The organism is Rhizobacter sp. OV335, from assembly GCF_900142965.1.
Taxonomy (GTDB): Bacteria; Pseudomonadota; Gammaproteobacteria; order Burkholderiales; family Burkholderiaceae_C; genus Rhizobacter.
In genome coordinates, this window is record NZ_FRCQ01000004.1 from 315288 (window position 1) to 341316 (window position 26029).

The following is a 26029-nucleotide window of genomic DNA, read 5'->3' on the forward strand; positions in this document are numbered from 1 at the left end:
TGCAACCGGTTGTTCCCGGGACACCCACCCATCGCCGAACCGGGCAGACCCACCCGCCACCTGTGAGCGATCCCGCATCCGATCGCACGGTCGTTCGTGAAAGCGCTTTCTGAATCCCCTCGCAATTGGTTGCAAGCCGTCGCCCCGCCCGGGCGGCCGCGCTTCGAGAATCGCCCCCGAACGTCCGGCCGTGCCGGCAGACACACAGCGAGGGGAAACGTCATGTTGGGCAAAGCAAGAAGCTTCTTGGGATGGATCGTGGCCGCGTTCGCGCTCACGGCCGGGCTGGCGGGCCACGCCGCGGCGGCCGACTTCACGCAGGGCGTGACCAGTTCGGGCAGCACCGCGACGATCTGGTTCAAGTCGAGCGTCGCGACCACCTGGGTCGACATCCACTACCAGGTCAACGGCGGCCCGCAGCAGAACCTGCGCATGGGCTACAACAGCGGCACCGCCCGCTACGAGCAGGTGGTGACCGGCGTCGCGAACGGCAACACGCTCGGCTATTTCTTCACCTACAACAACGGCGCGCCGGCCTATGACTCGGCCCGCTTCAGCGCGACGGTCGGCGGCGGCACGACCACCCCGCCGCCCGCGGCCACCGGCACGATCTGCTTCTACGAGAACGCCGACTACCAGGGCGCCTCGTTCTGCGGCGATGCCGACAATTCCTGGGTGGGCGGCACCTGGAACGACCGCGTCTCGTCGGTCAAGGTCAAGAGCGGCTACCAGGTCGACCTGTTCGACGACGTCAACTTCGGCGGCCGCACGCTGACGCTCGGCGCCGACACGCCCAACCTGGTCAACGTGAACTTCAACGACATCGTGTCGTCGTTCCGCGTGCGCCAGGGCAACGGCAGCGTCGACCTGCCGGTGGGCAACGGCGTGATGACGATCAAGCTGGTGAACAGCACCAACGGCAGCTTCGCCGACAACCAGGTCTACTGGTCGATCATCGGCTACGACCCGGCGACGCGCGTGCTGTCGCACGTCGACGCGAGCGGCCGCCTGGTGCCGTCCGCGCTGTCCGACAACGACGCTGGCAACCGCCTCGCGAAGAACGGCCAGACCTACTCGAACTACTTCAACAAGCTGAGCGACGCCGGCTGGGTCTCGATCCCGAAGATCGACTCGGGCCGCATGTTCATCAGCCTGGGTTCGCCGATGTTCATCAAGATCAACACCGCCGGCGACGGGCGCCTCGGCTTCGCCGGCCCCGACCTGAATAACCCGACCGACCCGAACCAGGATGTGAACTTCGAGTGGATCGAGTTCACCGTCGACAACAGCGGCTACCACGGCAACACCACGCGCGTGGACCAGTTCGGCTTCCCGCTGAAGGCGCGCCTGCTGGGCAAGGACGGCTACGACCGCACGCTGGGCGAGAACGCCTCGCGGGCGCAGATCTTCGCCGACTTCGAAGCGCTGCCGCAGGCCGAGTTCCGCGCGCTGGTGCAACGCCCCTACCGCATCGTCGCGCCGGCCAAGGGCCAGTTCGGCGCCGGTCGCGCGCAGGGCAACTACTTCGCGTCGTACGTCGACCAGGTGTGGAGCCGCTACGCCGGCACCGACCTGGTGTTCAGCGCCGAGGCCGGCACCTTCCGCGGCCGCGTGATCGGCAACGACTTCGTGTTCTCGAAGGACGGCGGCCCGCAGAACCTGTACATCCGCGGCAAGCCGACGACGCAGGGCATCCTCGAAGCCTCGGGCAACCTCGCCAGCGGCAACTCGCAGGAGCTGGTGGTGCAGGCGCAGATCGCCGCCGCCTTCAACCGCCACCTGCTGATCAGCGTCGACCCGTCGCAGTGGAGCAACTCGGCCGCGTACTACCCCGCCGGCCCGGCCAACTACTACGCGAAGTTCTGGCATGACCACAGCATCGACGGCCTGGCCTACGGCTTCGCCTACGACGACGTGCGCAGCAAGAGCACGCTGCTGGAGCACCCGAGCCCGCGCGGCATGATCGTGACGATCGGCTGGTAAGGTAAGTCCCCGCTCCCGTGCCGGTACGCGTGTCTCGCGGCCGGCGCTCAAGCGGGAGGGTCACGGGCCGATAAGAAAAGGCGCCGTCCGCATGTCGCGGGCGGCGCCTTTTCGCTTTCGTGCATTCGTGCACCCGCCCGCGCCGTGTATCGCTTCACACTTCCGGTCCTTCGGCCTGCATCGCAGCAGCTGGCAGCCCTTGCCTGCGCCGCGGCGTGTGCCTGGATGCCTGTGGCACAGGCCGATGAAGCCGCCGAAGCCGAGCGCAAGGCGACCCTCGTCTTCAACCTGCTGCTGTTCGTCGAATGGCCCGCCGACGTGCTGCCCCCGCAGGCGCCGTCGCTCGCGCTGTGCATCGACCGCGCCAGCCCGTTGCGGCCGGCGGTGCAGGCGCTCGACGGCCGCATCGTGCGCCACTGGCGGCTCGACGTGCGCGACCTGGCGTCGGCCGGCAGCTGGTCGGCCTGCCATGCGGCGCTGCTGGACAGCCCGTCGAACGCGCCGGAGCGCCCGCCGGTCGGCACGCTGCTGATCGCCGACGGCGACGCCGCGCCGTCGATCGCCGCGGCCGTCGTGCTGCACCGCGACGGCGACCGCGTGCGCTTCGACATCGACCTCGCCACCGTCCGCCAGTCGCGCCTGCAGGTCAGCTCGAAGCTGCTGCGCGTGGCGCGCCGCGTCACGGAATGACCGCATGTCGACCGAGCGCATGACCGACGCCGAACGCCGCCGCGACCCGTTCCGCGTGCAACCCGGGCCGCAGCTCGGGCGCCGGCTGATGCGCGCGGTGGCGCTCAGCGTCAGCACCGCGCTGCTGCTGGCGGGCCTGAGCTTCGACGCCTACGTGTACTTCTCGCTGCGCAGCGCGATGGTCGACGACCTCACCGCGCAGGCGCACATCGTCGCCGACAACAGCTCGGCCGCGGTGCTGTTCGGCGACAGCGGCGCCGCGGCGCAGACGCTCTCCGGCCTGCAATCGTCGGTGGGCATCGAGCGCGCATCGCTGCTCGACCTGCAGGACCGCCAGCTCGCCGCCTACAGCGCGCCCGGCCAGCGCACGCAGCGGGTCGACGCCGCGCCGCCGGCCCTGGCCACCGAAGGCCATCGCTTCGCCGGGAACCGCCTGCACGTGCGCGTGCCGGTGCGCGAGGGCGACCGCGTGGTCGGCCACGTGCTGGTGAGCGCGAGCCTGCGCGTCCTGTACGAGCGCGTCGCGGCCTTCATCGCGATCACGCTGGTGGTCAGCCTGGTGTCGTTCGCGCTCGCCTATGCGCTCGCGATCGGCATCCGCCGCCAGATCGAAGGCACCGAGAAACGGCTCGACTACCTCGCCCACTACGACCCGGTCACCGGGCTGCCGAACCGGCATGCGGCCAACGAGCAGATCCAGCGGCTGATCGCGACCGTCGGCCGCACCAGCGAGGGCTTCGGCCTGCTGCTGCTCGACCTGGACGACTTCAAGCTCGTCAACGACACGCTCGGCCACGGCGTCGGCGACGAGCTGCTGCGCGCGCTGGCCGGGCGGCTGACGAAGTTCATGCGGCCGACCGACATCGCGTTCCGCTTCGGTGGCGACGAGTTCGTGATCCTGTCGCCGCGCGTCGTCGACCCGGTGCAGCTGCAGGCGCTCGCGAATGCGGCGATGCGCGCCTTCGACGAGCCGCTGGCCGTCGGTGCGCAGCTGCTGCGGGCGCGCGGCAGCGCCGGCGTCGCGCTGTACCCGAACGACGCGGTCGACGCGGCCTCGCTGGTGCTGGCCGCCGACACCGCGATGTACGAGGCCAAGCGCATGGGCAAGAACACCTTCGCGGTGTTCCACCCCCGCATGCTGAACGACACCACGCGCCGCGTGCAGCTCGAAGCCGACCTGCGCGAGGCCGTCTCGCACCGGCAGCTGCGCCTGCTGTACCAGCCGATCGTCGACCTCGCCACGCAGCGGCTGGTCGGCGTGGAGGCGCTGCTGCGCTGGGAGCATCCGCAGCTCGGCATGGTGTCGCCGGTCGAGTTCATCCCGATCGCCGAATCGAGCGGGCTGATCGTCGACATCGGCCAGTGGGTGCTGCATGCCGCGTGCCTGCAGATCCGCCGCTGGCATGACGGCGGCCACCGGCTGCACGTCGCGGTGAACGTGTCGGCGCTGCAGATCCGCCGCGGCATCCAGGCGCAGATCGACGCCGCGCTGCGCGCCTCGGGCGCCGACCCGCGCGCGCTGCAGATCGAGATCACCGAGCATTCGATGGTCGAGGACCTGGCGAGCAACGTCGCGCAGCTGGAGGCGGTGCGCGCGCTCGGCATCCAGGTGGCGGTCGACGATTTCGGCACCGGGCTGTCGTCGCTCGCGTACCTGAAGCGCCTGCCGATCGGCAAGCTGAAGATCGACCGCGCCTTCGTCAAGGACCTGCCGGACAGCAGCGACGACGCGGCGATCGCGTCGGCCATCATCACGATGGCGCACAGCCTGTCGCTGACCGTCGTCGCCGAAGGGGTCGAGACGGTGGCGCAGCGCGACTTCCTGGCCGCACAGCGCTGCGATTTCGCACAGGGCTTCCTGTACAGCAAGCCGGTGAGCGTGCAGGCGATCGACGCGATGCTGGCCGCGGGCCGGGTGTTGCCCGCACTCGCTGCAACTTAGGCAGCCCGGGTGGCCGCCTCTCGCGCCACCGCCGCCAGCGCGGCATTGCGGCGCTTCGCATCCGCCTTGCTGTCGGTCAGGTAGGCGGTGATGACCAACGGCGCGCGATTCGGCGGCCAGGCCACCGCCACGTCGTTGGTGCTGCCGCGCGCACCGGTGCCGGTCTTGTCGGCGACGCGCCAGTCGGGCGGCAGGCCGGCGCGCAGCCGGTCGGTGCCGGTGCGCACCGCTTCCATCCACGCGACGAGCCGGGCGCGCGAGGCGTCGGAGAGCGCGGTGCCGAGCAAGGCGCTGCGCAGCGCGGTCGCCATCGAGCGCGGCGTCGTCGTGTCGCGCGGGTCGCCGGGGCGGGCCTCGTTCAGCGCGGGTTCGGTGCGGTCCAGCCGCGTCTTCGTGTCGCCGAGCGAGCGTGCATGGCGCGTGATCGCGGGCGGTCCGCCGAAGCTCGCGAGCAGCAGGTTGGCCGCGGCGTTGTCGCTGACCAGCACCGTCGCTTCGCACAGTTCGGCGATGCTCATGCCGTCGCCGCCCACATGCTGCTCGCTGACGGGCGAGTTCGCGATCAGCACCTCGCGGCGCACGACGATGCGCCGGTCCAGCCGCTCGAGCCCGGCGTCGACGCGCTGCAGCACCAGCGACGCGGCCAGCCACTTGAAGGTGCTGCACATCGGGAAGCGCTCGTCGAGGCGGTGCCCGTCGACGCGGCCGCTGCCGGTGTCGAGCACCGCGGCGCCGAGCCGTCCGCCGACATCGGCCTCGATCGCGGCCCAGCGCGCATCGGCGCCCTGCTCCCAATTTTTCTGGGCGGCCGTGGCCGGCATCGCGGCGCAGGCGAACGGCATCGCGGTGCCGAGCGACAGCGCGAGCGCGCTGTTGAACTGTCTTCTTTGCATCGGGGAATCCTCAGGGCGTGTCGGTTGGGAGCGTGCACGATAGCGACCGCACCGCCATCGCTCAAACACTGCTTTCGGGGGCGAGCCCCCAGATAATCTGGGCCATGCAACTTCCGCTGAACGCCTTGCGCGCCTTCGAGGTGTCGGCGCGCCACCTGAGCTTCACGCGCGCCGCGCTGGAGCTGTGCGTGACGCAGAACGCCGTCAGCGCGCAGGTCAAGAACCTCGAGGAGCGCCTGGGCGTCTCGCTGTTCCGCCGCCTGCCGCGCGGCTTGGCGCTGACCGACGAGGGCAGCGCACTGTTGCCGATGCTGAGCGAAAGCTTCGAGCGCATGCGCCTGGTGCTGGAGCAGTTCGAGGGCGGCCTGCACCGCGAGGTGCTGACGGTGGCGGTGGTCGGCACCTTCGCGGTCGGCTGGCTGCTGCCGCGGCTCGCGGCCTTCCGGCGCGACCACCCGTCCATCGACCTGCGGCTGATGACGAACAACAACCGCGTCGACCTGGCCGCCGAGGGGCTCGACTGCGCGATCCGCTTCGGCGATGGCGCCTGGCACGGCACCGAGGCCGAGCCCTTGCTGGAGGCGCCGTTGTCGCCGGTGTGCGCGCCGGCGCTGGCGCGGCGATTGCAAACGCCGGCCGCGCTCGCCGACGAGACCTTGCTGCGCTCGTACCGCGCCGACGAATGGGCGCGCTGGTGCGCGGCCGCCGGCATCGAGACGCCGCTGCTGCGCGGGCCGGTGTTCGATTCGTCGATCGCGATGGCGGCCGCCGCGGCGCAGGGCATCGGTGTCGCACTGCTGCCGCCGGCGATGTTCGGCGAGGAGCTGCGCACCGAGCGGCTGGTGCAGCCGTTCGCGCTCGGCGTGTCGCTCGGGCGCTACTGGATCACGCGGCTGAAGTCGCGCGCGCCGACGCAGGCGCTGCGGGTGTTCCAGGCGTGGGTGATCCAGCAGGCGTCGCAGCAAACGTCGCAGCACTCGACTTGATGGCTGTACGCCTATACAGTACGCCCCCAATCCCTTCACCATCCCGCTGTCATGTCCGACACCACGACCCCCGTTGATGACGAACCCGCGCCGATCCAGGAAGCGCGCCATTGGGAAGACGAGGCCTGGATCGCCCAGGTCATCAAGAACGAAGACGACGACGGCTGGGCCGTCTCGATGACGCTGCGCGGCGAGGCCGAGCCGGCGCTGATCGGCCCGTGGACGATGGGCCGCGACAAGAAGAACCCGAAGCCGCTCGATGCCCCCGCCTTCCACACGCTGGTCAAGACCGCGCATGAAGTGCGGCGCCGGCATGAGCAGCAACTGGCGGCGCGGCTGCACAAGAAGATATGGATCGGCAGCGGCGCCCATGAGATCGTCGTGACGCTCGACATCGTGCCGGACGACGACGATCCCTACGCAATGCTGGCGGCCCGCAATGCCGATGGCCAGGAAGTGGCCCGCAAGCGCGTCGAGGCCGGGTTCCGGCTGACGGCCGACAGCGCGGCGACCTGGCTCGAGCGCGAACTCGCTTGATCCGGCGGCGTTTTCGCAGCGCGGCGGCGCTCGCCGGCGCGCTGCTGGCGGCCGGTGTGGCCCAGGCGGAACCCGAGGGCGGCGACGAAGGTGGCCGCGACGGTGCCGATGCGCCGATCCCGACCATCACGCTGTTCGGCTACGAGCGGGTGCGGCTGCCGCAGGGCGAGCGCATGGGCCTGGTGGGCGGCTCGCTGCTGTTCGATGCCGGCTCAGGCTGGGCGTTCGGGCCGGCGGTGTACGGTGCGGCCACCGGGCAGCGCGGCGGCTTGTTCGTCGCCGGCATCGAGGTGCAGCACCGCTGGCAGTTCAGCCCCGGCTGGACGCTGGCCACGGGCTTGTATGCGGGCGGCGGCGGTGGCGCCTCGGCGCCGGTTGGCTCGGGCCTGATGCTGCGGCCTGCGCTGACGGTGATGAGGGACATCGGCTCGTCGTTGCAACTGGGGCTCTCGGCTTCAGCCGTGAGTTTCCCGAGCGGCGAGATCAAGAGCCGGCAGTTCGGGCTGGCCCTCGCGTGGCGCGGCGGTTTCGCGCACCTGGCGGGAGAACATGGCGGCGTGGCCAGCGCGTCGAGCGGCATCACCGGCCTCGGCTTCGACCGCATGGCGCTGACCGCCACCGCCTACCGCTTCGATGGCGCGCCGCGCCCGACAGCCGGCCTGGCCGGCGCACGCGCGGAACGCCGATTCGCCAACGGCTGGTCGTGGGGCCTCGAATCGGCGGCCGCGGCCAAGGGCGATGCGGCCGGCTACATGGAGATCCTCGGCACGGTCGGCGCGAGCTTCGCGCCGTTTCCGGTGATGTTGCCCACGTGGCGGGCCGGCCTGCGGGTGGCGGGCGGGCTCGGCGGCGGCGGTGCCGTGCCGACCGGGGGCGGCCTGATCGGCAAGGCCACCGGTACGCTGGAATGGAGCCCCCTGCCCGGCTGGACGATCGGCGGCGAGTACGGCCGCATCCGCGCCGCCAACGGCGACCTGCGCGCGCGCCAGGCCCAGCTGTGGCTGGGCATCGACCTGGAACCCGGTCACGACGGCCGCAACACGCCGCCGCGCGTCGTGCGCACCGAATGGGTGGCCGCGCTGCAGCACCATGCCCGCGTGCTGCGCCAGGACGGCAGCCGCCAATCGCTCGACACGATCGGCCTGAAGCTGAATCGCTACGTCGACGACTTCATCTATGTCAGCGGCCAGGCTCACAGTGCCTACGCCGGACATGCCGGCGCTTATTCAACCGGGCTGATCGGGGCCGGCATCGCCAGCCGCCCGGGCACGCCGGTGCGAGTCGGCATCGAGGCGCTGGCCGGAGCGGCAGGCGGCGGCGGGGTCGCCACGGCCGGCGGCGCGATCCTGCAAAGCGTGTTGTGGGCCGGCTGGGCCGCCACGCCCCGCAGCGAATGGCGCCTTGGTGCGGGAGCGATGCAGCCGTTGCGTGGAAGCAAGGCGACTCCGGTGGTCGAACTGTCCTGGAGCCGCAGCTTCGGAATGTCAGGCTGGTGAACTTCCGCGGCTGCTTCTGTGCGGCGTGGCGCGGCGGGTGGCGTGAGGGGCCGGGGGCTCGGCTGGGGCGGTGGCACAAAGGCGCGGGTGGGGAGGCTGTGGAGCGCCAATGAGGAGGGGGCGCCGGAGCTGGCTGGTTTCATGGCCCGCGTGCGCAGCACGCTTCGTGCACTGACTGTCGCCGACTGTTTGACCACAACGAACGAAGTGAGTGGCGGGAGTTTCGGCGACGGGCCATGAAACCAGTCAGCGCAGGGCAGTCATTGCCCCGCCAGGGGCGATGACCGCACCTGACGGCGAGCCACAGCCTCTCCACCCGCGCCTTTGCCGCGCCGACCTGCGAATGAGCTCACCAGCACAAACCGGCAAACAAGAATATGATTCACATCATATTAAATGGAGCCGCAATGGCACGCCCCGCCAACACCCGCAAGGAAGAGACCCACGAGCGCATCGTCGAGGCCGCGGCCCGCGCGATCCGCCGCCACGGCTATGCCGGCCTCGGTGTCGCCGACGTGATGAAGGACGCCGGGCTCACGCATGGCGGCTTCTATGCGCACTTCGAGTCGCGCGACGCACTGCTCGTCGAAGCGCTCGAACGCGCCGGCCGCGAGAGCGCCGACAGCGTCGCGCGCTCCACCGCGCAACGCGCCGCGAAGGGCATCAGCCCGTTCCGCGCGCTGGTCGACGCCTACCTCGCCGACCGCCACCTCGTGTCGATGGACAGCGGCTGCCCGGTCGCCGCGCTCGGCTCCGACATGCCGCGCCAGTCCGACCTCGTGCGCGAGGCCTCCGCGCAGCGCGTGCGCCGCCTCATCGAGCGCGTGAACGCCGCTTTGCCCGAGGCGCACCACGCCGCCGCCAGCGTGGTCACCGGCACGCTGGTCGGCTCGTTGCAGATCGCCCGCGCGCTCGGCAACACCGCCGAAAGCCGCGCGATGCTGTCGGGCGCACGCCAGGCGCTGCTGCTGCAGTACGACACCCCCTCCCTCGCATCCGCTGCCACTGCAACCGCATCCACCCGGAAATCCCCATGAGCATCGCCACCCCCGTCGCCATCGAGCCGCCCGCCCCGCGCACCTCCCCGTGGCCCGTGTTCTGGGTCGCGAGCGTCGCGGCCTTCCTGGTGTCGCTCGACAGCACGATGCTGTACGCGGCCTTCGGCGCGCTGCGCGCCGGCTTCCCGCAGGCGACCGCGGCCGACATGTCGTGGGTGCTCAACGCCTACACCGTCGTCTATGCCGCGATGCTGATCCCCGCCGGCGGGCTGGCCGACACGCACGGCCGCAAGCGCGTCTTCCTGTTCGGCGTCACGGTGTTCATCGCCGCCTCGGCCGCCTGCGGGCTGGCCGGCAGCGTCGGCTGGTTGATCGCCGCACGCGTGCTGCAGGCCGTCGGCGCGGCACTGCTGACGCCGGCCTCGCTGTCGATCGTGCTGGCCGCCTTCCCGCAAGAAAAACGCGCGTTGACCGTCAGCCTGTGGGGCGCCGTCGCCGGCTTCGCGGCCGCGGTCGGCCCGAGCCTCGGTTCGCTGGTCGTCGAGACCGTCGGCTGGCCGTGGGCCTTCTTCATCAACCTGCCGATCGGCGCGCTGTCGCTGTGGCGCGGTGCCGCACTGCTCGGCGAATCGCCGCGCGCGGCGACACGGCGCAAGGTCGATGCGGTCGGCATGGCGCTGCTGATCGTCGCGGTCGGCGCGATCGCGCTGGCCATCGTCGAATCCGAATCCCCCGCCTGGACGCGGGCGCAGCTGATCGCCGCCGCCGGCACCGGCGTGATCGCTCTGGTCGCGTTCGTGATCTGGGCCGGCCGGGTGCGCGATCCGCTGGTCGACCTCGGCCTGTTCCGCCACCGCACCTACAGCGCCGTCAACGCGGCGACGCTGGCCTTCGGCATCGCGTTCGCGATGATGTTCTTCGCGTTCTTCTTCTACATGAACAACGTGTGGCACTACAGCCAGGCGCAGGCCGGCCTCGCGATCGCACCCGGCCCGCTCACGGTGATCCCGGTCGCCATCATCACCGGCCGCCTCGCCGGGCGGCTCGGCCATCGGCCCTTCCTGGTCGGCGGAGCGCTGCTCTACGCGGCCGCCGGCCTGTGGTTCATGCTGGTGCCCGGCCTCGAACCCGCCTACCTGACGCACTGGCTGCCCGGCCTGTTCCTCAGCGGTGCCAGCGTCGGCATGGTGCTGCCGTCGCTGTCGGGCGCCGCGGTCAGCAAGCTGCCGGCGCAGCACTACGCGGTCGGCAGCGCGGTCAACCAGGCCACGCGCCAGATCGGCGCGGTGATCGGTGTCGCGATCACGGTGCTGCTGCTCGGCCACGGCGTGGTGCAACGCAGCGATTTCGACGTGGTCTACGGCCTGCACATCGGCCTCGCGCTGCTGACGGCCTTCCTGTGCCTGTTCGTCAACACGCGGCCGGCCCCGCGCCCCTGAGCGTCAGGCCGCCGCCTTCGCCACCACGAACTCGAGGAACGCGCGCAGCCGGCCGGCGTTGCGCAGGTCCTGGTGGTAGCCCGCCCAGACCTCGCGGCCGGGCGGCGGCTCGGCCCGCGCAACACGCCGCAGGCCGGGCATGCCCGCCGCCAACGCGCACGGCAGCACCGCCACGCCGGCACCGGCCGCGCACAGGCGGGCCTGCGCCTCGCGGCTGTTGCTGCCGAACACCGTGCGGCCCTCGGGGAAGCTGCGCTTGAGCCAGGCCACGTCGGGCATGTCGTCGAAGGCGCTGTCCATCGTCACCAGCCGCAGGCCCTTGCCGCGCCGCGGCAGCGGCCCCTTGTGGGTGCTCGCGACGTACAGCCCGTAGTCGAGGTGCATGAAGCGCCGCTGCACCACCTCGGGTTCGCTGAACGGCGCGATGCGGAACACCAGGTCGGCCTCGCGGCGCGCCAGGCTGAACAGACGGCTGTCGGTGATCAGCTCGATCGTCACCTCCGGGTGCAACGCCATGAACTCGGCGCACCACGGCGCGAGCACGTGCACGCCGAACCAGTCCGACGACGAGATGCGCAGCAGCCCGCTCAGCGCCACCTGCCCGTCGGCGAGACGCCGCTCGATCGCCAGCGCTTCTTCCTCGATGCGCTGCGCATGCTGCAGCACCGACTGACCCTCCTCGGTCAGCACGAAGCCGGCGCTGCCGCGCTGGAACAGCCGCTGGCCGAGCGAGTCTTCGAGCGCGTGCAGCCGCCGGCCCATCGTCGGCTGCGTCTGGCCGATGCGCCGCGCGGCACCGCCGAGCGAGCCTTCGCGAGCCACTGCGAGGAACACCTTCACATCGCTCCATTCCATCTCGACCTCGCATTCATATTTGCATGAGCAACGTGCATTCTTGTCGATTGAAGAACGTTTGTGAATGAACCAGACTGGCTGCATCGATCACCGGAGAACAGCCATGTCGACCTTCCACCTCCCTTCCACCACCACCGCGGCCTTCGCCGACGCGCCCGGCGCGCCCTTCGTCGTGCGCGAGCTGCCGATGCCGTCGGTCGGCGCCGGCCAGGTCCTCGTCGAGGTCCGGGCCAGCGGCGTGAACCCGCTCGACGCGAAGATCCGCGCCGGCCAGGCGGCCCATGCACGCCAGCCGCTGCCGGCAGTACTCGGCATCGACATGGCAGGCACCGTGCGCGCCGTCGGCGCGGGCGTGTCGCAGCTGAAGCCGGGCGACGAGGTGTTCGGGATGGTCGGCGGCGTCGGCGGGCATGCGGGCACGCTGGCCGGCTTCATCGCGGTCGATGCGCGCTTGCTGGCGCTGCGGCCGGCCGCGCTGTCACCGCGCGAGGCGGCGGTGCTGCCGCTGGTCACGATCACAGCGTGGGAAGGGCTGGTGGATCGCGCACGAGTGAAGCCCGGCGACCGTGTGCTGGTGCACGGCGGAGCGGGTGGCGTCGGGCACATCGCGGTGCAGCTGGCGCGTGCGCACGGGGCCGAGGTGTGGGCGACCGGCAGCGCAGCGCAGCTCGACGCGATCCACCGGCTCGGCGCCACGCCGATCGACTACACCGCGACGCCGGTGGAGCGCTACGTGACCGAGGCGACCGCCGGCGCGGGCTTCGACATCGTGGTCGACACGGTGGGCGGTGCGACGCTCGATGCGTCGTTCGTCGCGGCGCGCCGCTACACCGGCCACGTCGTCAGCAGCCTCGGTTGGGGCACGCATGCGCTGGCGCCGCTGTCGTTCCGCGGCGCCACCTACTCCGGCGTGTTCACGCTGCTGCCGCTGCTGACCGGCGAAGGGCTCAAGCACCACGGCGAGATCCTCGGCCACGCCGCGCGGCTGGCGGCCGAAGGAACGCTGCGGCCGATGCTCGACCCGCACCGCTTCACGCTGGCCGAGGTGGACGCCGCCCACGCGCTGATGGGTGGGGCCGGCGGGCCGGCGCGCGGCAAGATCGCCGTCGACCTCGGCGCGGCGTGATAGCCGGCGCCGACCACGCCGTCGCGACTCACGCAGATCGGGGAGGAGTCGGACTCTCGCCGTTGCGGCGCACGCAGATGCGCGGCAAGCGAAGCTCGAAGCGCGTGGAGTCCGCATCTGACGAGACACCCACCGTGCCGCCGTGGGCCAGCGCGATCTCGCGGACGACGTACAGCCCGAGGCCCAGATTGGCGCCGGCCACCTGGGAGTCGGCATCGTCATCATCGCTGCCGGCGCGCACCAGCGGATCGAAGAGGCTCGGCAGCAGGTCGGCCGGAATCGGTTTGCCGTGATTCTCGACGGCCAGCAGGACTTCGTCGGCGAGGGTTCCATCCAGGATGACGCGGACCGGCGAACTGGGGAATCCGTACTTCAAGGCATTGAACACCAGGTTGGACAAGGCCTGGTGCAGGCGCCGCGCGTCCCATTCGCCTTGCAGATCGCCCAGCACGGTCAACTGCAGGACTCGACCGGGGGTGATCGCATCGATTTCCTGCAAGGTGTTCTGGGCGAACTTGTCGAGATGAAGCGGCGCCGGACTGACGGGCAGACCCGACCCCAGGCGATGGCGCGTGTACTCGACCAGGTCGTTCAGCAGGGCCTTCATCTGGCCGACGCTGCGCTGCACCACGGCGAGTTGCGGCGCATCGTCGGGGCGGGTGCGCAGCGCCAGCGCCGCGTAGGCCGAGATCGTGCTGAGGGGACCCCGCAGGTCGTGGCCCAGCATCCCGAGAAACAGGTCGCGCGTGCGGTTCACTTCCAGCACGAAAACGCTCAGCGACTCCGCGATGGCCTGGTCCACCGCCTCGTTGAAGCGCGTCACGTCGTCGAGATCCCGGGCAACCTGTGCCTCGCCCGGGGAAGCGCTCCACAACCTCAACACCGTCGCCCGCAGCGCACGGTATTCGGCCACCATCTGCTCGACCTCGAACCCCTGTCGCTCGCGCTGCCGGGCATGGCTGCGCGACGGGACGCTTCGGGCGCGGGCGGGCGTGTCGCTCTGGCCTTCCGATTTGGCTTGCCGCTCGTCGTCGTCTTGCGGACGGCGCATGTCTTCGGCGATCTCCTGCAGGATCAACCTGCCGTGGTCGAGCAGGCCCGCCTCGTCGATGCTGGCCGCGGCAGGCAACTGGCTGGCGGCGAAAGCGACCCACTCCCGCAGGATGGCATCGAGATTGGCGTGGATGAAGCTCGACAGGCGCATCCGGCATTCTGCGCTCAGCGTGCGGCCGCCGAAGCCTCAGCGCTGCGGGTAGTCGAGCTCCGGGTACCAGTCGGTGCCGCGGCCACCCGGCGTCATGTCGAGCACGATCCAGATCGGCATCACCTCGGGCGCACCGCGCGGGTCCTGGCCGGGGTCGGCGCTCTCCGGGCCCATCTCGTCGCCCCAGGTGTGGCGGATGACGCCGTCGCGGCGCGTGAAGACGTTGAAGCCGGCGTTGTCGGAGCCGCTGGCCGGGTCTTCGTCGGCATAGTCGCGGTTGAAGTCGTTGCCGCCCGACGAGTACAGGCGCAGGTGGCGCCAACCGCGTTCCTTCTTGAAGGCGACGATGCGGTCGAGCGGCGCGCGCGCGATCACCGCGAACGACACGCGCTGCAGCATGTCGGGCATCTCGCCGTCGAACGCGCTGAGCATCGAGGTGCACATCGGGCACGGCCGCTTGCGCTGCGGGCCGAACATGAAGTTGTAGGTGACCAGCGTGTCGTGCTCGCCGAACAGCTGCGACAGCGTGACCGGGCCTTGCTCGCCGTCGAAGCGGTAGTCGTGCGGCACGACGCCGCCCGGCGGCAGCGCGCGGCGCTGCGCGGCGACGCGCTCGTTCAGGCGGCGCAGCTCGATCTCCTGTTCGAGCAGCGCGTTGCGGGCGGCGCGGTACTCGGGGGTCTCGCCGGGGAAGCGGCGCTTGGACTGGGCCAGGTCCTTCGCGGGGCGGAGGGTGGGCTGTGCGGTCATGGGCATCTCCAGGGATGAGGGGATGCTGGGACGACGAACGACGGAAGGTGGAATCGACTATCGAAGCCGAAAAATTCGACCTACTGGGCTGACAAAGACGATCCGACAGATGGGAGAGTCAGGCACCGACTCGCACTCGCAGATCTTCAACCGAAGCCTGCCAGGCATCGTATTCATCACTATCCTGCCAGAGTTCCGCCAGCTCGGAATTCTCGGCAAGGATGCGGGCGATTGCGGCTTGCGCTTTGTCCACCAGTTCCACCGATGGTTTGAGTGGGTGCTCGGCCACCCACTTGTCGGCAGTTTCCGTGTACGAGGTCTTCTCGCCGGAGCCGCCTCCCAGTCTGGCCAGGACCTCGATGGCCGCGATGGCCACCGACGCTTCCGGCGCTTCAAGGTAATCGTCGCCAGACGAAAGCACCGCGTCGATCGCTTCTTCGATGGGAGCGAGGCTGTCGGCTTCTTCAAGCTCGTAGGCCCAATCCGCGGCGTCGTCATTTCCGAAGGGATCGACAGACCATGCTCCCATGTGCGCTCCTCGATGAATTCCGTGCTTGGACCGGCTCAGTCCCGATGGAACACATGTTCCGCAATTTCCTGTGCTCGGGCAATGGAAATTCCACGAGTTTGATCAATGACCAACGGATCGCGGTCGTGCTCGCCACGGTGGAGAATGACCTTGGGTCGCTGACCTCCGGGCTGCACCACGACATCGGCCGGCCTCGACTCGCCGTACGGGTAGTCCGGAATCCCGTTGCAGACCCAGCCGAAGAAGCAGTCTCCGTCGACGGGCTCATCGTAGGTTTCGAGATAGCGGTTGAAGCTCTTCTCGCTCAGCGACACCCAGATGCCCCACAGGAACGGCTCCTCGATCCCGTGAATCGGCACCTCCAGCACGGCGCGGATGAAGCGGTCGGTTCTGTCCTCATGCGTGATGGTGCAGAAGTCGCTGCTCAGTTCTCCCATCGTCGCCTTCTGCTCCTCCGACAAGGATGCGTACGGGTCGGGCATTCGATAGCCGATGCTCGGAGAGCCCTCGTGGATCTCTTCGCAATTGCTGCACTTGAATGCAAAGATGGCTGCCATGGTTGTCGGGATCAAGAAGTGGGACGGAACCGGAAGGGTCAGGGTGTCGGAAGATCATCGACGCTCTTTGCACCTCGGCTCTGCAGCAGCGACGCAAGCTCCTGGTATCGATGGGTCCACGCCACGTCGAGCGGCGTGCGCCCGCCATCCACCCACGCTTCCGCTGCAGCCGTCAGGCTGGCACCTCGCTCGATGAGCATCATCGCGATGGGAATGGCATTCACCGCGCAGGCCCGATGCAGCGCGGTGAAGTCTGGATACCCTCTGGCTTCGAGATCGGCGCCGCGCGCCAGCAGAACGTCGACCAGTTGCAACGCGACTTTCGGCGAACGCTCGAACAACTCGATGGCCGTGTGGAGTGCCAGGCAGCCCTGGTCGTTCAATTGATCAGGATTCGCGCCCAGGTCGAGCAGCACTTGCACCAGCTCGCGCATTTCGAAGAAGACGGCTTGCTCCAGCGCGTACTCGGACAACACGGCATCCGGCACGTTCACCAGTTCAGGCTGCTGGCGAATGAACGAGATCACGTCCGCCTCTGAACGATCGCGCAGCAGGTCGCCCCAGGATTCGATGGACGGCAATGTTTGCCTCCGGGTCACGAGAACAGTGCCATCAGCAACTCAAGCGCACCCTCGAGGAAGGTCGATGCAGCCGCGGCCTTCGCCAGCTCGGGCTCGCGTGATTTGAAGTTCAAGAGCAGCATCGTGCGCACCGGCCAGGATTCAGCTTGCTGGTCCATGGATCGCCCTTTCGTAGACCGCCAGATCGCTGGGCGAGAAGCAACAGAACACCACCTCTTCCAACTCGGGAAACTGCGCGAGATGGCTGCGCACGGTGCGAACCGCAACCTGCGCCGCCAAGTCGATGGGGTAGCCGTAGATGCCGGTGCTGATGCTCGGAAACGCCATCGACCTGACCCCCTTCGCACCGGCGACTTCGAGGGATCTGCGATAGCAAGACGCGAGCAGATCCGCCTCACCGTGCTCGCCACCACGCCAGACCGGGCCGACGGTGTGGACGATGTACATCGCCTTGAGCCGGTAGCCTTTCGTCAGCTTCGCGTCGCCCGTCTTGCAGCCAGCCAGCAGTCGGCATTCATGCACGAGTTCCGGACCTGCCGCGCGGTGGATCGCTCCATCCACGCCACCGCCACCCAGCAGCGACGAGTTCGCGGCATTGACGATCGCGTCGACGGCGAGGGTCGTGATGTCGGCGCGAATGGCGCGGAGCGTTGCAGGCATGGGCCTGCAGTCTACCGATGCGGCCGCGCGAGCGCCGCCGTGCCATACACCGGCTTCAGCACCGGCCCGAACGCGAAGTCGACCATCATCCGCAGGTAGCCGTCCGGCTGGCGGGTCGACAGGCGGCTGCCGTCGGCGGCCGTCTCGTACTCGTAGATGCCGTGCTCCGTCCACGGGAACACCGCCGTCGCGATCGGGCGACCGGCCATGCGCAGCACCGCGAGGCGGCGTGCTGTCTCCGCGGCGGGTGCCTCGAGGTCGTCCTGCGCGAGGATCCACAACTGCGGAGCCGTCACCGCCCCGATCGTCGCCAGCGGATCGAACAGCCACGGCGTGCCGGCATTCAGGTGCTGCGCGAATTCCGCGAACTCCTCCTGGGTCTTCAGGCCCAGCAGCAGGTAGCAGAAATCCCCGCGCACGTCCTTGAACCACGGCTCGCCTGCAAAGCGCTGCCGCACGCGCGCGAAGCGCTCGAACACCTGCGGCGCCGGGTTCACGGCCAGCGCACCGCATGCGTCCACCAGCGCCATCGCACCGGCCATCGCCTGCGGCCCATGCCCCGCTGCGGCGATGTTCATCGCGACCGCTTCGCGATCCTCGTCCAGCACCGACACCGCCAGCCCGAAGCCGACGATGATGAAATCGACCGGCGCGATCCTTGCCGCGAGCGGTGCGATCCAACCGCCCTGGCTCGGCCCGTGGAATCCGATCCTCGCGACGCGCGTGCCGACCAGCCGACGGGCTTCCTGCAGCGCCGCGACCGCGTCGCGCGCCAGCTGATCGAAGTCCTGCGAGTAGCGACCGCCGGACGCCCCGGTGCCGCGCTTGTCGAACACGAAGGCGCCGACACCCGCCGCGGGGAATCGCCGCTGCATCGAATCGAAGCGCATCGCCGAGTCGTGCTCCGAGCCCTGCAGCAGCACGACGACCGGCACCGGCCCGTCGCCCTCGGGCATCACCAGGCGGCCCGCGAGCGTCGTGCCGTCGCTCGTGAAACGCACCTCGGTCGTCGCGAGCGCCAGCCGCCGGCCACGCACGCCGTCGACGTCGATCTGCGCCTTCGCGCAGTCGATGCGCACACGCTGGCCGTCCGGCCGCTTCGTCCACCCGAGCGAACTCACGCCGGCCTCCGGGCCGGTGGTCGAGAACGCACCGCTCGTTCCGTCGGGCCGCCGCCAGCGCAGCGAGCTGCCCGCCGACGGGCCGACATCGAGGCTGGACCCATCGTCGAGCCGGTACGTGCCGACACCGCAATCCAGCGCCAGCTCCTCTGCCGCCTGCGAAGCCGGCGACACGCCGAGGCCGCACAGCGCGAGCGCGGCCATCGCCACCCACGCGCGCACCAAGTGGATTGTTCGTTCAGCCATCCTGGTTCTGCTCCAGCCATTGACGCGGTGAGTGGCCCACACGCTGGCTGAACAGGCGCGACAACGCCGACGCGTTGGCATAGCCCAGTTCGTCGGCGATGGCCTTGACCGAGCGGCCCTGGCGCAGCTGCGACTGCGTCAGGCTGAGCCGCCAGTCGGCGAGGTACGCGGCCGGCGGCTGGCCGACCACGGTCTTGAAGGCGACGGCGAACGCACTGCGCGACATGCCGGCTTCAGCCGCCATCGTCGCCAGGCTCCACGGCGCGCCGGGCGTGTCGTGCAGCGCCACCAGCGCACGCGCCAGCCGCGGATCGGACAGCCCCGTCAGCAGCCCCTGCGGCATGCCGGCCTCGGCCGGGTGGTCGATCAGCCAGCGCAGCAGCTGGATCAGCACCACCTCGAACAAGCGATCGGCCAGCAGGCGCTGCCCGCAGCGCAGCCGCTCCGCCTCGCCGAACAGCAGCGCGAGCGCCGGCGCCAGCCCCTCGACGCGCGACAAGGGCAGCACGATCAGCGGCGGCAACGCGCGCACCAGCGGGTTGCGCTCGCCGCCATCGAACTCCAGCTCGGCGCACACGAAATCAGAGCCGTCCTGCGGCGGATTGCGGAACGCGTGCGACAGCGGCCGCGGGTAGAACAGCAGCGTCGGCTCGGCGACGACGATGCGCCGCGGCAGCAGCGTCTTCGCGCCATGGCGCAGCTCCATCTCGCCGCGCCGCATCACGTGCAGGAAGCCGCGGCCCGGCTCGGCCGGGAAATGCGTGGTGCCGCACAGCGGGCCGCTGTGGAACAGCCGCGCACGCACCTTGAACCGCTCCAGCAGGCCGGAGAGGCGGTCGATCGGAGCCGGGTCGGGATGGTTCATGCGGAGGATGCGAAGCCCTGGACGATCAGGCATGTCATCGGGACGATAGGTGCCCAATGGTACGGCTTCGCGACGCACACTGGCGACCAGCAGCTGCCGATCACCCTCCCAACCAACTTCTCGACCTCTCAAGGAGACCCACCATGTCCCGCGTCCAACTGATCGCTCCCGCAAGCACCGACGGCGAGCGCAAGCAGCTGCTCGACCAGATCCACGGTGCCCTCGGCGCCACACCGGCGATGTTCCGCGCCGTCGCCAACTCCCCTGCTGCGCTGAAGAGCTTGTGGGGCAGCTTCGGCGCATTGGGCGCCGGCGTGCTCCCGGCCAAGCTGGGTGAGCAGATCGCCGTGGCGGTGGCCGACCGCAATGCTTGCGAGTACTGCCTGGCGGCCCACACGGCACTGGGGCGCAAGGCAGGTGCCAGCGCCGACGAGATGGTGGCGGCGCAAGACGGCGAATCTGCCGATCCGAAGACGGCCGTCGCGCTGCGCTTCGCGCTGAAGCTGGTCAACGACCGCGGCCAGGTCGGCGATGCCGACGTGCAGGCGCTGCGCGGTGCGGGCTTCGACGACGAACAGATCGTCGAGATCATTGCCCACGTCGCGCTGAACCTGTTCACCAACTACCTGAACGTGGCGCTCGCGGTGCCGGTCGATTTCCCGGCGGTCAAGCTGAGCCGCCGGGCCGCCTGACGTCCTCGCTCAGGAGTCGTACGCGATGCGCGCCCCCGACCCCGGCGGCGTGCAGGTGTAGGTCACCTCCTGTCCCGGCACGGTGGCCAGCGCCCGCACGGCCGCATCGCTGCGCTGGCTGCCGTCGGACGCGACGAAGGCCTGCACCGCCGGCTTGTAGAGCAGCCCGCGCGACACGCCGCCTTCCACGATCCGCACGACCAGGCTGCATTCGGTGGTCGCGCCGCCCAGCTCCTTCGACGTGAACGGCGTGGCCGCGCGCTGCAGCAGCAGGTTGATGCGGCCCGCCACCGCCGCTGCATTGGTGCTGGTCAGCGTGACCTGCTGGCCGACGATCGGCGCGAGGTCGCTGTCGAAGGCCATCATGAAATCGACCACATCGCGCCGCGTCGCATCCGGGTCCACGATCGGGAAGCCGACCGTGAGCTGCGGGTTGAACACCTTGGCGGTGAAGAAGCGGAACAGCGTGTCCACCGAGCCGTCGTTGACGAAGCCGAAGCCGCGCACCTGGTCGCCCAGGAAGCCGGTGTCGGGCGCGCCGAAGAACTCCACCCGCGGCGAGCCGAACATGCCGACCTTCTGGTACATGTTGCGCAGGTGCGGGATCTTCACGATCTGCGTGATGCCCTCGAAGCTCGCGCGCCCGCCGGTGCCGAAGAAGCCGCTGGCCGGGTCGAGCCGGTGGCAACCCTCGCAGGTGAACGCCGTCTGGTTCGGCACCAGCCCGCCCAGCGCGCCGATGTCGATGCCGTCCGACGGCCGCGTGCCGCTGTAGAAGCTGCGCCCGCGCTGCTGCGATGCGGTCAGCGTGTTGTCGAGCTTGCGGATCGGGTTCGGCGGCAGCATCACCGGGAGCTGGAAGTCGGCGAAGGTCTGCATCTCGGCCTCGCTCAGCGGCGCGGTGCCACCCAGGAGGCCCTCGAAGGCCACCGCGAAGTTCTTGAACGACAGCACGCTGTCGGTGCCGCTGCTGCCGAACAGCCCGGTGGCGCGGTCGCCACGCCAGTGCATCGCACCCGAGTTGCGCATGCCGCGCAGCGTCTGCGTCGTCATCGGCCCCTTCATCGGGTGGAACTCGTTGGCGTTGTCGCTGCCGTTGACCGGCGACTTGACGCCGAACAGCAGCTTGCCGAGCGTGATCTCCAGCGGCGACGCCAGGTTCTTCGTGATCGGGTTGTTGGTGACGCGGTCGTCGGGGTTGCCGAGGTCCCAGGCCAGGTCGTCGGCATCGCCGAAGGTGTGGCAGCTCGCGCACGAGGCCTCGCCGTTGGCCGAGAAGCGGCGCGCGTCGTACAGGAACGGCCGCCCGGCCGTCACCGACGCCGGCTCGGGGTTCTTCATCGCGACCGACGACAGCGTGGCGCGCGACGCCAGGTCGACCACCTTGACCGCGTTGTCGAAGCGGGTGGTGACGTAGAGGCGGCCGCGCGCCTCGTCGAGCACCAGCCCGCTCGGGCCGCCGCCGGCCAGTTCGATGTAGCGCGCGCTGGCGCTGCGCGGATCGAAGCTGTCGCTCTCGAGCGCGGCGGTATCGAACACGCCGATGCGGCTGGAGCCGAAGGCCGCCACGTACAGCGTGCGGCCGTCGCCGGTGACCACCATGTCGAGCGGCATCGCCAGCGAATGGTTCTTCATCGTCCAGTCGAAGCCGGGGTTGCCCGGCAGCTTCGAATAGTCGATGTGCTTGTTGAGGTGGCGTGGCGAGACGTTCGCGCCCGACAGCACGGTGACGCGCGTCTGCGCCAGCTTGCCCTGCACCGTGTGGCCGGCGTAGGTGCCCGGCCCCTCGAAGCGGGCCTCGTTGATCGCCTCGGTGTTCGACACGTAGACCGCGCCGCTGACCGGGTTGGTGACCATGTTGAACAGCACCGTGCCGACACCCGACCAGCTGGTCTTCTGCGCCAGCGTGTTGGCATCGACGGCGAACACGTCGCGGTCGGGCAGGCGGAACTGCACCGCGTTGTTCCAGTTGCGGTGCAGCTCGTCTTCCCAGCGCCCGGCAGCCTTGTTGAACTTGACGATCAGGCCGACCTCGGGCGCCTGCTTCCCTTCGAAGTTGGTCTTCGGGCCGGGGTTGCCGCCGGGAACGATCTTGAAGTTCGGACCCAGGCACGGCAGGTTCGGGTTGAAGCCGCCGCAGATCATTCCGGCCAGCAGCGTGGTGGTCTGGTTGCCCGACTTGAAGGCCGCGACGTAGACGGTGCTGCGGTCGGGGCTCACCGCCAGCGCGCGCGGCGTGTCGCTGAAGAAGCTCATGATGCGCAGCGGCAGGCCGCCGAACGCGCTGCCCAGGCTCGCCGGGTTGAAGACCCACACGTCGGCGCGGCCGATGCCGGGCGTCGTGAGCTGCGGGTCGCCGGCACCAGGCACGGCGGCCAGCGACGGGTCGCTGCGCTGCTGCCCGCGATGCGCGGTGGTGATGAAGGCGCGCTCCGGGTTGCCGGCGAACACGATGTCGCGCGGCTCGTCGCCCACCAGCAGCGTGCGCACGACGCGCGGCGTGCCGGCCAGGTCGACGATGCTGACGCTGTCGGACAGGTGGTTCACCACCCACACCTCGGTGTTGCCGCGCACCGCCACCGACACCGGCTCCAGCCCCACCGGCACGCGCGCGACGAGCTGCGGCGTGGCGCCGGCGATGTTGAAGACATCGAGCGTGTCGTTGGGCGTGTTCGCGACGAACAGCCGGCTGCGGTCGGGCGACATCGCCATCGGCCGCACCGGGCCGCTCTCGAACTGCATGAACGACGGTGCCTGCGCGTGCGCCGCAAGCGGCATCAGCAACAGGGCCATCACGAGGCCCGTCAGGGACCGCAACGACGACAACAACATCGACAGGGTGAGCCGCGGCCTGCCTCGGCCCGGCATGGGATGCGCTTGCATGTGTGTCTCCTTGATTCTTTGTTGGATGGCGGGCTGCCTCGACGGTGGCTCGCCGCACGATCGTACGGAGCGCCTTTCCGCCGCGCCCCCTCCGCCGGGAGGGGGCGCTACACTCGCGCGCCCTCCCTCCAGGGGTTCACCCTCCCCGGCCGCCGCGATGTCAGAAACGACGATCGAGCCCCCGCTGCTGGCGCCTTCCAGCGTCTCGCGACCCGCCTTGATGGCGCGGCTCGATGCCGCGTCGAAACTGCGGCTGGTGCTGGTGGCCGCGCCGGCCGGCTCCGGCAAGACGACGCTGCTGACGCAGTGGTTCCGCAATCGGCGGCAACGGCGCACGGTGGCCTGGTTGACGCTGGACGGGCCGGTGCCGAGCCCGCAGGCGCTGGCGACGCGGCTGCTGGCCAGCGTGGCAGCAGCCGGCGTGCAGCCCCCATCGGCGACAGGCGCCGACGGCGCGGTGCAGACCCTGCAGACGCTGCTCGCACAGCGCAGCGGCGACCTGCTGATCATGATCGACGACGTGCAGCACGCGCAGGACGCGCCCTGCCTCGCGCTGCTCGACACGCTGCTGGCATCGTGCGCGCCTGGAGTGCACTGGGTGCTGTCGGGTCGCTGCATGCCCGGCCTGAACCTGCCCACGTGGCGGCTGCGCGATCAGCTGGAAGTGCTCGATGGGGGTGACCTCGCGTTCGACATCGGCCAGGTCACGCAACTCGGCCGCAAGCTGGTGCCCGAGCCGCTGAGCCGCGAACACGCCGAGCGATTGCTGGAGATCACGCAAGGCTGGACAGCGGGCGTCAAGCTCGGCCTGCTCGTGCACGGTGACCACGGCGACTTCGACGGCGGCCATGTCGACATCGCCGCCTACCTGCAGCGCGAGGTGCTGAACGAGCAGGATGCCGCGCTGCAGGAGTTCCTGGTCTCGACCAGCGTGGTCGAGGTGATGACGGCCGAGCTGTGCGATGCGCTGCTCGGCCGCGACGGCTCGCAGGCGGTGCTCGAGAAGCTGGAGCGCAGCCAGCTGTTCGTCACCGCGCAGGACAGCCACGGCCTCGCCTTCCGCTACCACCCGCTGTTCCTCGGTTTCCTGCGCAGCCGGCTCGCCGCCGACCCGGCACGCCAGCGCGCCTTGCACGCACGCGCCAGCCATTGGCATGCCGCGCAGTTGCGCTTCGCCGAAGCGCTCACCCATGCCTTCCAGTCCGGCGAGCCGGCGTGGTGCGCCGAGCTGATGGAGCGCGCCGCCGCACGCTGGCAGCAATCGGGCGACATCGCCGAGGTGGTGCGCTGGTGCGAGCGGCTGCCACCCCAGCAACTGCTGGCCCGGCCGGCGCTGGGCGTGACCTTCACCACCTGCCTGGTGCTGTGCCGCCGTTTCGACGAAGCGCGTGCGATGCTGCGCCACCTGGCCGCGGACCCTGCGACGCACGAGGGCGCGCCGTTCGGCTTCCACCTGCGCACGCTGCAGCAGATCCTGCAGGCGATGCTCGGCGAGCATGCGGCGCTCGGCGTCGAGATGCCGGCGGCCGACGAGAGCGATGGCGATGCCCAGCTGCGCGGGCTGCAGTTGGTCAACCGCGCGTATGCGCTGTTCTGCGCGCACCGCTTCGATGCCGCGTGGCGGCTCGCGATGCGCGCCCGCGAGATCCTGCAGCCGATCACCCCGTACGGCGAGGGCTACGCGAGCAGCGTGCTGGCGATGGTGGAGCGGGCGAAGGGCGATTTCGGATCGGCCGCGCGCCGCGTGGAAACGCTGTGGGCCGGCACGCGCAACGGCCCGCGCAATGCGGCGTGGGCGAATGCGGCGACCGCGCTCGCGGTGCTGCGCTACGAGACCAACCGGCTGGCCGAAGCGCGTGCACTGTGCGAAGAGCTGCTGCCGCTGGTCGAGGCCGGCGGCACCTACGAGACGCTGGTGGCCGCCGCGCGCACGCTCGCCCGCGTGCATGCCGCCGAGCGCGAACCCGAGGCCGCGATGCGGCTGCTCGACTACCTGCACGGCGTGCTCGGCGGCAGCCACGAGCGGCGCTTTGCGGCGCAGGTGGGATTCGACAAGGTGCGGCTGTGGCTGGCGCAGGGCGAGCCGGTGCGGGCACGCGACTGCGCGGCAGAATTCGGCATCGCCGACGCGACCGAATGGCAGGCCATGCGACCCTATGACGAGGCCTGGGAGCGGCGCGGCATGGCGCAGGCCGCGCTGCTCTCGCATGCGCAGCGGCACGATGAAGCACGCGGCGTGCTGCAGGTGCTGCGCGGCAGTGCCGAGGCCGCAGGGCACGTGCTGCGGCTGCATGCGATCGAGGCGGCGCTGGCCAGCAACCTGTGGGAGACCGGCGCGCGCGACGAAGCGCTGCAATGCCTGCACACATCGCTGCTGCGTGCGCGCGGCCATGCGCCGTCGCGCAGCTGGTTCGACGACAACCCGCGCTTCCACGAGGTGCTGGTGGCCGCGCTGCAGGTGCCGACGATGCGCCGCCTGATGCCAGAGCACGTGCTGCGCGTCTTCGGTGCCGCGCTCGGGCGCAGCGAGCCCCGGCCCGCGCATGCGGTGGATGCGCTGACCGCGCGCGAGCTGGAGGTGCTGGCGCTGCTGGCGCAGGGCTTGAGCAACCAGCAGATCAGCGCGCGGGCACAGATCTCGATGACCACCGTGAAGTGGCATGTGAAGAACATCTTCGCGAAGCTGGGTGTCGGCACGCGGGTCGGCGCGTTGGTACGGGCTCGGGCGCTGCGTCTGGTGTAGCTTGTGCGCGGCGCGGCGCCACGCGTCGCGGCGGGTGAGGGGATGGGCTGGGCTGGGTGCTCATGCCGGGGCGGTCGGCCCGGGGGCCGACTCCACGAAGAAGATCGGCTTTGGGGATGCATCGGCAAACTCCCGCCACTCACTTCGTTCGTTGTGGTCAAACAGTGCCGATGAGTATGTCTACGAAGCGCGCTGGCGCGCGCCATCCCCAAAGCCGATCTTCTCCGTCGCCCCAGAAATCGCCCCCAGCCCA

23 protein-coding genes are annotated in these 26029 nt (G+C 70.1%); 11 read left to right on the top strand and 12 right to left on the bottom strand.

The features are described from left to right. Window positions 1–246 precede the first annotated feature (246 nt). The 3 genes from BUE42_RS06675 (at window position 247) to BUE42_RS06685 (ending at window position 4615) form a co-directional block, all read left to right on the top strand. Window positions 247–1983 carry a beta-1,3-glucanase family protein gene (locus BUE42_RS06675; protein ID WP_200798910.1) on the top strand — a complete coding sequence of 579 codons (1737 nt, stop codon included), beginning with the start codon at window positions 247–249 and terminating at the stop codon, window positions 1981–1983. Between the two features lie 225 nt (window positions 1984–2208). Continuing rightward, window positions 2209–2673: a YfiR family protein gene (locus BUE42_RS06680; protein WP_083613929.1), complete on the top strand. Its 465-nt coding sequence runs from the start codon at window positions 2209–2211 to the stop codon at window positions 2671–2673. Window positions 2674–2677: 4 nt separating this feature from the next. Then, window positions 2678–4615 (top strand): putative bifunctional diguanylate cyclase/phosphodiesterase, encoded by a 1938-nt coding sequence (locus BUE42_RS06685; protein ID WP_083613930.1) that lies wholly within the window; start codon window positions 2678–2680, stop codon window positions 4613–4615. Here BUE42_RS06685 and bla read toward each other — a convergent pair. Beyond that, window positions 4612–5508, bottom strand: coding sequence for a class A beta-lactamase (gene bla, locus BUE42_RS06690; RefSeq protein WP_073463828.1), 897 nt, complete (start codon window positions 5506–5508; stop codon window positions 4612–4614). The two genes, BUE42_RS06685 and bla, sit on opposite strands and share 4 nt — an antisense overlap. 104 nt (window positions 5509–5612) lie before the next feature. On the opposite strand from bla, the gene BUE42_RS06695 reads away from it, so the two are divergent. The 5 genes from BUE42_RS06695 to BUE42_RS06715 all read left to right on the top strand — a co-directional run bounded on the left by BUE42_RS06695 (window position 5613) and on the right by BUE42_RS06715 (window position 10964). Next, window positions 5613–6494, top strand: coding sequence for a LysR family transcriptional regulator (locus BUE42_RS06695; RefSeq protein WP_073463829.1), 882 nt, complete (start codon window positions 5613–5615; stop codon window positions 6492–6494). A gap of 51 nt (window positions 6495–6545) precedes the next feature. Then, window positions 6546–7031 carry a hypothetical protein gene (locus BUE42_RS06700; protein ID WP_073463830.1) on the top strand — a complete coding sequence of 162 codons (486 nt, stop codon included), beginning with the start codon at window positions 6546–6548 and terminating at the stop codon, window positions 7029–7031. After that, on the top strand, window positions 7028–8527 hold the full coding sequence (locus tag BUE42_RS06705) for a hypothetical protein (protein ID WP_073463831.1): 1500 nt from the start codon (window positions 7028–7030) through the stop codon (window positions 8525–8527). The genes BUE42_RS06700 and BUE42_RS06705 overlap by 4 nt, the downstream gene beginning before the upstream one ends. 407 nt (window positions 8528–8934) lie before the next feature. Then, a complete protein-coding gene (locus BUE42_RS06710; RefSeq protein WP_073463832.1) occupies window positions 8935–9564 on the top strand; it encodes a TetR/AcrR family transcriptional regulator in 630 nt (209 codons plus the stop codon). Next, entirely contained in the window at window positions 9561–10964 is a 1404-nt protein-coding gene (locus tag BUE42_RS06715; RefSeq protein ID WP_073463833.1) for a DHA2 family efflux MFS transporter permease subunit, read from the top strand. The genes BUE42_RS06710 and BUE42_RS06715 overlap by 4 nt, the downstream gene beginning before the upstream one ends. Before the next feature lie 3 nt (window positions 10965–10967). Here the strand turns inward: BUE42_RS06715 and BUE42_RS06720 are convergent, their stop codons facing one another. After that, window positions 10968–11819: a LysR family transcriptional regulator gene (locus tag BUE42_RS06720; RefSeq protein ID WP_073463834.1), complete on the bottom strand. Its 852-nt coding sequence runs from the start codon at window positions 11817–11819 to the stop codon at window positions 10968–10970. Window positions 11820–11922: 103 nt separating this feature from the next. Here BUE42_RS06720 and BUE42_RS06725 point away from each other — a divergent pair, with 103 nt between their 5' ends. After that, the gene (locus BUE42_RS06725; protein ID WP_073463835.1) at window positions 11923–12945 is read left to right on the top strand and encodes a zinc-binding dehydrogenase; all 1023 of its coding nucleotides are present in this window, start codon (window positions 11923–11925) and stop codon (window positions 12943–12945) included. Window positions 12946–12973: 28 nt separating this feature from the next. Here BUE42_RS06725 and BUE42_RS06730 read toward each other — a convergent pair whose 3' ends face one another. From BUE42_RS06730 to BUE42_RS06765, 9 genes are all read right to left on the bottom strand, one after another. Continuing rightward, a complete protein-coding gene (locus BUE42_RS06730; RefSeq protein WP_073463836.1) occupies window positions 12974–14149 on the bottom strand; it encodes a sensor histidine kinase in 1176 nt (391 codons plus the stop codon). A 36-nt stretch (window positions 14150–14185) separates the two neighbouring features. Further along, window positions 14186–14899: a DUF899 family protein gene (locus BUE42_RS06735; protein ID WP_073463837.1), complete on the bottom strand. Its 714-nt coding sequence runs from the start codon at window positions 14897–14899 to the stop codon at window positions 14186–14188. Window positions 14900–15017: 118 nt separating this feature from the next. Continuing rightward, window positions 15018–15428, bottom strand: coding sequence for a DUF4259 domain-containing protein (locus tag BUE42_RS06740; protein ID WP_073463838.1), 411 nt, complete (start codon window positions 15426–15428; stop codon window positions 15018–15020). Between the two features lie 35 nt (window positions 15429–15463). After that, the gene (locus BUE42_RS06745; protein WP_073463839.1) at window positions 15464–15985 is read right to left on the bottom strand and encodes a DUF2199 domain-containing protein; all 522 of its coding nucleotides are present in this window, start codon (window positions 15983–15985) and stop codon (window positions 15464–15466) included. A 38-nt stretch (window positions 15986–16023) separates the two neighbouring features. Further along, entirely contained in the window at window positions 16024–16566 is a 543-nt protein-coding gene (locus tag BUE42_RS06750) for an ankyrin repeat domain-containing protein (protein WP_073463840.1), read from the bottom strand. Window positions 16567–16580: 14 nt separating this feature from the next. Continuing rightward, the gene (locus tag BUE42_RS32945; protein WP_159445378.1) at window positions 16581–16724 is read right to left on the bottom strand and encodes a hypothetical protein; all 144 of its coding nucleotides are present in this window, start codon (window positions 16722–16724) and stop codon (window positions 16581–16583) included. Continuing rightward, complete coding sequence (locus BUE42_RS06755; RefSeq protein ID WP_073463841.1) at window positions 16708–17226, bottom strand: O-acetyl-ADP-ribose deacetylase; 519 nt, start codon at window positions 17224–17226, stop codon at window positions 16708–16710. The genes BUE42_RS32945 and BUE42_RS06755 overlap by 17 nt, the downstream gene beginning before the upstream one ends. An 11-nt stretch (window positions 17227–17237) precedes the next feature. Then, window positions 17238–18593, bottom strand: a complete 1356-nt coding sequence (locus BUE42_RS06760) for an alpha/beta hydrolase family protein (RefSeq protein ID WP_083613931.1) — start codon at window positions 18591–18593, stop codon at window positions 17238–17240. Beyond that, window positions 18586–19458 (bottom strand): AraC family transcriptional regulator, encoded by an 873-nt coding sequence (locus tag BUE42_RS06765; protein ID WP_073463842.1) that lies wholly within the window; start codon window positions 19456–19458, stop codon window positions 18586–18588. The genes BUE42_RS06760 and BUE42_RS06765 overlap by 8 nt, the downstream gene beginning before the upstream one ends. A gap of 143 nt (window positions 19459–19601) precedes the next feature. Here BUE42_RS06765 and BUE42_RS06770 point away from each other — a divergent pair, with 143 nt between their 5' ends. Continuing rightward, window positions 19602–20150 (top strand): carboxymuconolactone decarboxylase family protein, encoded by a 549-nt coding sequence (locus BUE42_RS06770; RefSeq protein WP_073463843.1) that lies wholly within the window; start codon window positions 19602–19604, stop codon window positions 20148–20150. Window positions 20151–20159: 9 nt separating this feature from the next. On the opposite strand, the gene BUE42_RS06775 is transcribed toward BUE42_RS06770, so the two are convergent. Then, window positions 20160–22943 carry a YncE family protein gene (locus tag BUE42_RS06775; RefSeq protein ID WP_200798911.1) on the bottom strand — a complete coding sequence of 928 codons (2784 nt, stop codon included), beginning with the start codon at window positions 22941–22943 and terminating at the stop codon, window positions 20160–20162. A 247-nt stretch (window positions 22944–23190) separates the two neighbouring features. On the opposite strand from BUE42_RS06775, the gene BUE42_RS06780 reads away from it, so the two are divergent. Then, the gene (locus BUE42_RS06780; RefSeq protein WP_159445379.1) at window positions 23191–25776 is read left to right on the top strand and encodes a winged helix-turn-helix domain-containing protein; all 2586 of its coding nucleotides are present in this window, start codon (window positions 23191–23193) and stop codon (window positions 25774–25776) included. Window positions 25777–26029: the final 253 nt, after the last annotated feature.

Bases quoted from the DNA above. Each gene is read 5' to 3' on its own strand.
- BUE42_RS06680 (WP_083613929.1), top strand. From the start codon at position 2,209: ATGCCTGTGGCACAGGCCGATGAAGCCGCCGAAGCCGAGCGCAAGGCG.
- BUE42_RS06685 (WP_083613930.1), top strand. From the start codon at position 2,678: ATGTCGACCGAGCGCATGACCGACGCCGAACGCCGCCGCGACCCGTTC.
- bla (WP_073463828.1), bottom strand. From the start codon at position 5,508: ATGCAAAGAAGACAGTTCAACAGCGCGCTCGCGCTGTCGCTCGGCACC.
- BUE42_RS06695 (WP_073463829.1), top strand. From the start codon at position 5,613: ATGCAACTTCCGCTGAACGCCTTGCGCGCCTTCGAGGTGTCGGCGCGC.
- BUE42_RS06700 (WP_073463830.1), top strand. From the start codon at position 6,546: ATGTCCGACACCACGACCCCCGTTGATGACGAACCCGCGCCGATCCAG.
- BUE42_RS06710 (WP_073463832.1), top strand. From the start codon at position 8,935: ATGGCACGCCCCGCCAACACCCGCAAGGAAGAGACCCACGAGCGCATC.
- BUE42_RS06715 (WP_073463833.1), top strand. From the start codon at position 9,561: ATGAGCATCGCCACCCCCGTCGCCATCGAGCCGCCCGCCCCGCGCACC.
- BUE42_RS06720 (WP_073463834.1), bottom strand. From the start codon at position 11,819: ATGGAATGGAGCGATGTGAAGGTGTTCCTCGCAGTGGCTCGCGAAGGC.
- BUE42_RS06725 (WP_073463835.1), top strand. From the start codon at position 11,923: ATGTCGACCTTCCACCTCCCTTCCACCACCACCGCGGCCTTCGCCGAC.
- BUE42_RS06730 (WP_073463836.1), bottom strand. From the start codon at position 14,149: ATGCGCCTGTCGAGCTTCATCCACGCCAATCTCGATGCCATCCTGCGG.
- BUE42_RS06735 (WP_073463837.1), bottom strand. From the start codon at position 14,899: ATGACCGCACAGCCCACCCTCCGCCCCGCGAAGGACCTGGCCCAGTCC.
- BUE42_RS06740 (WP_073463838.1), bottom strand. From the start codon at position 15,428: ATGGGAGCATGGTCTGTCGATCCCTTCGGAAATGACGACGCCGCGGAT.
- BUE42_RS06745 (WP_073463839.1), bottom strand. From the start codon at position 15,985: ATGGCAGCCATCTTTGCATTCAAGTGCAGCAATTGCGAAGAGATCCAC.
- BUE42_RS32945 (WP_159445378.1), bottom strand. From the start codon at position 16,724: ATGGACCAGCAAGCTGAATCCTGGCCGGTGCGCACGATGCTGCTCTTG.
- BUE42_RS06755 (WP_073463841.1), bottom strand. From the start codon at position 17,226: ATGCCTGCAACGCTCCGCGCCATTCGCGCCGACATCACGACCCTCGCC.
- BUE42_RS06760 (WP_083613931.1), bottom strand. From the start codon at position 18,593: ATGGCTGAACGAACAATCCACTTGGTGCGCGCGTGGGTGGCGATGGCC.
- BUE42_RS06765 (WP_073463842.1), bottom strand. From the start codon at position 19,458: ATGAACCATCCCGACCCGGCTCCGATCGACCGCCTCTCCGGCCTGCTG.
- BUE42_RS06770 (WP_073463843.1), top strand. From the start codon at position 19,602: ATGTCCCGCGTCCAACTGATCGCTCCCGCAAGCACCGACGGCGAGCGC.
- BUE42_RS06775 (WP_200798911.1), bottom strand. From the start codon at position 22,943: ATGGCCCTGTTGCTGATGCCGCTTGCGGCGCACGCGCAGGCACCGTCG.
- BUE42_RS06780 (WP_159445379.1), top strand. From the start codon at position 23,191: ATGTCAGAAACGACGATCGAGCCCCCGCTGCTGGCGCCTTCCAGCGTC.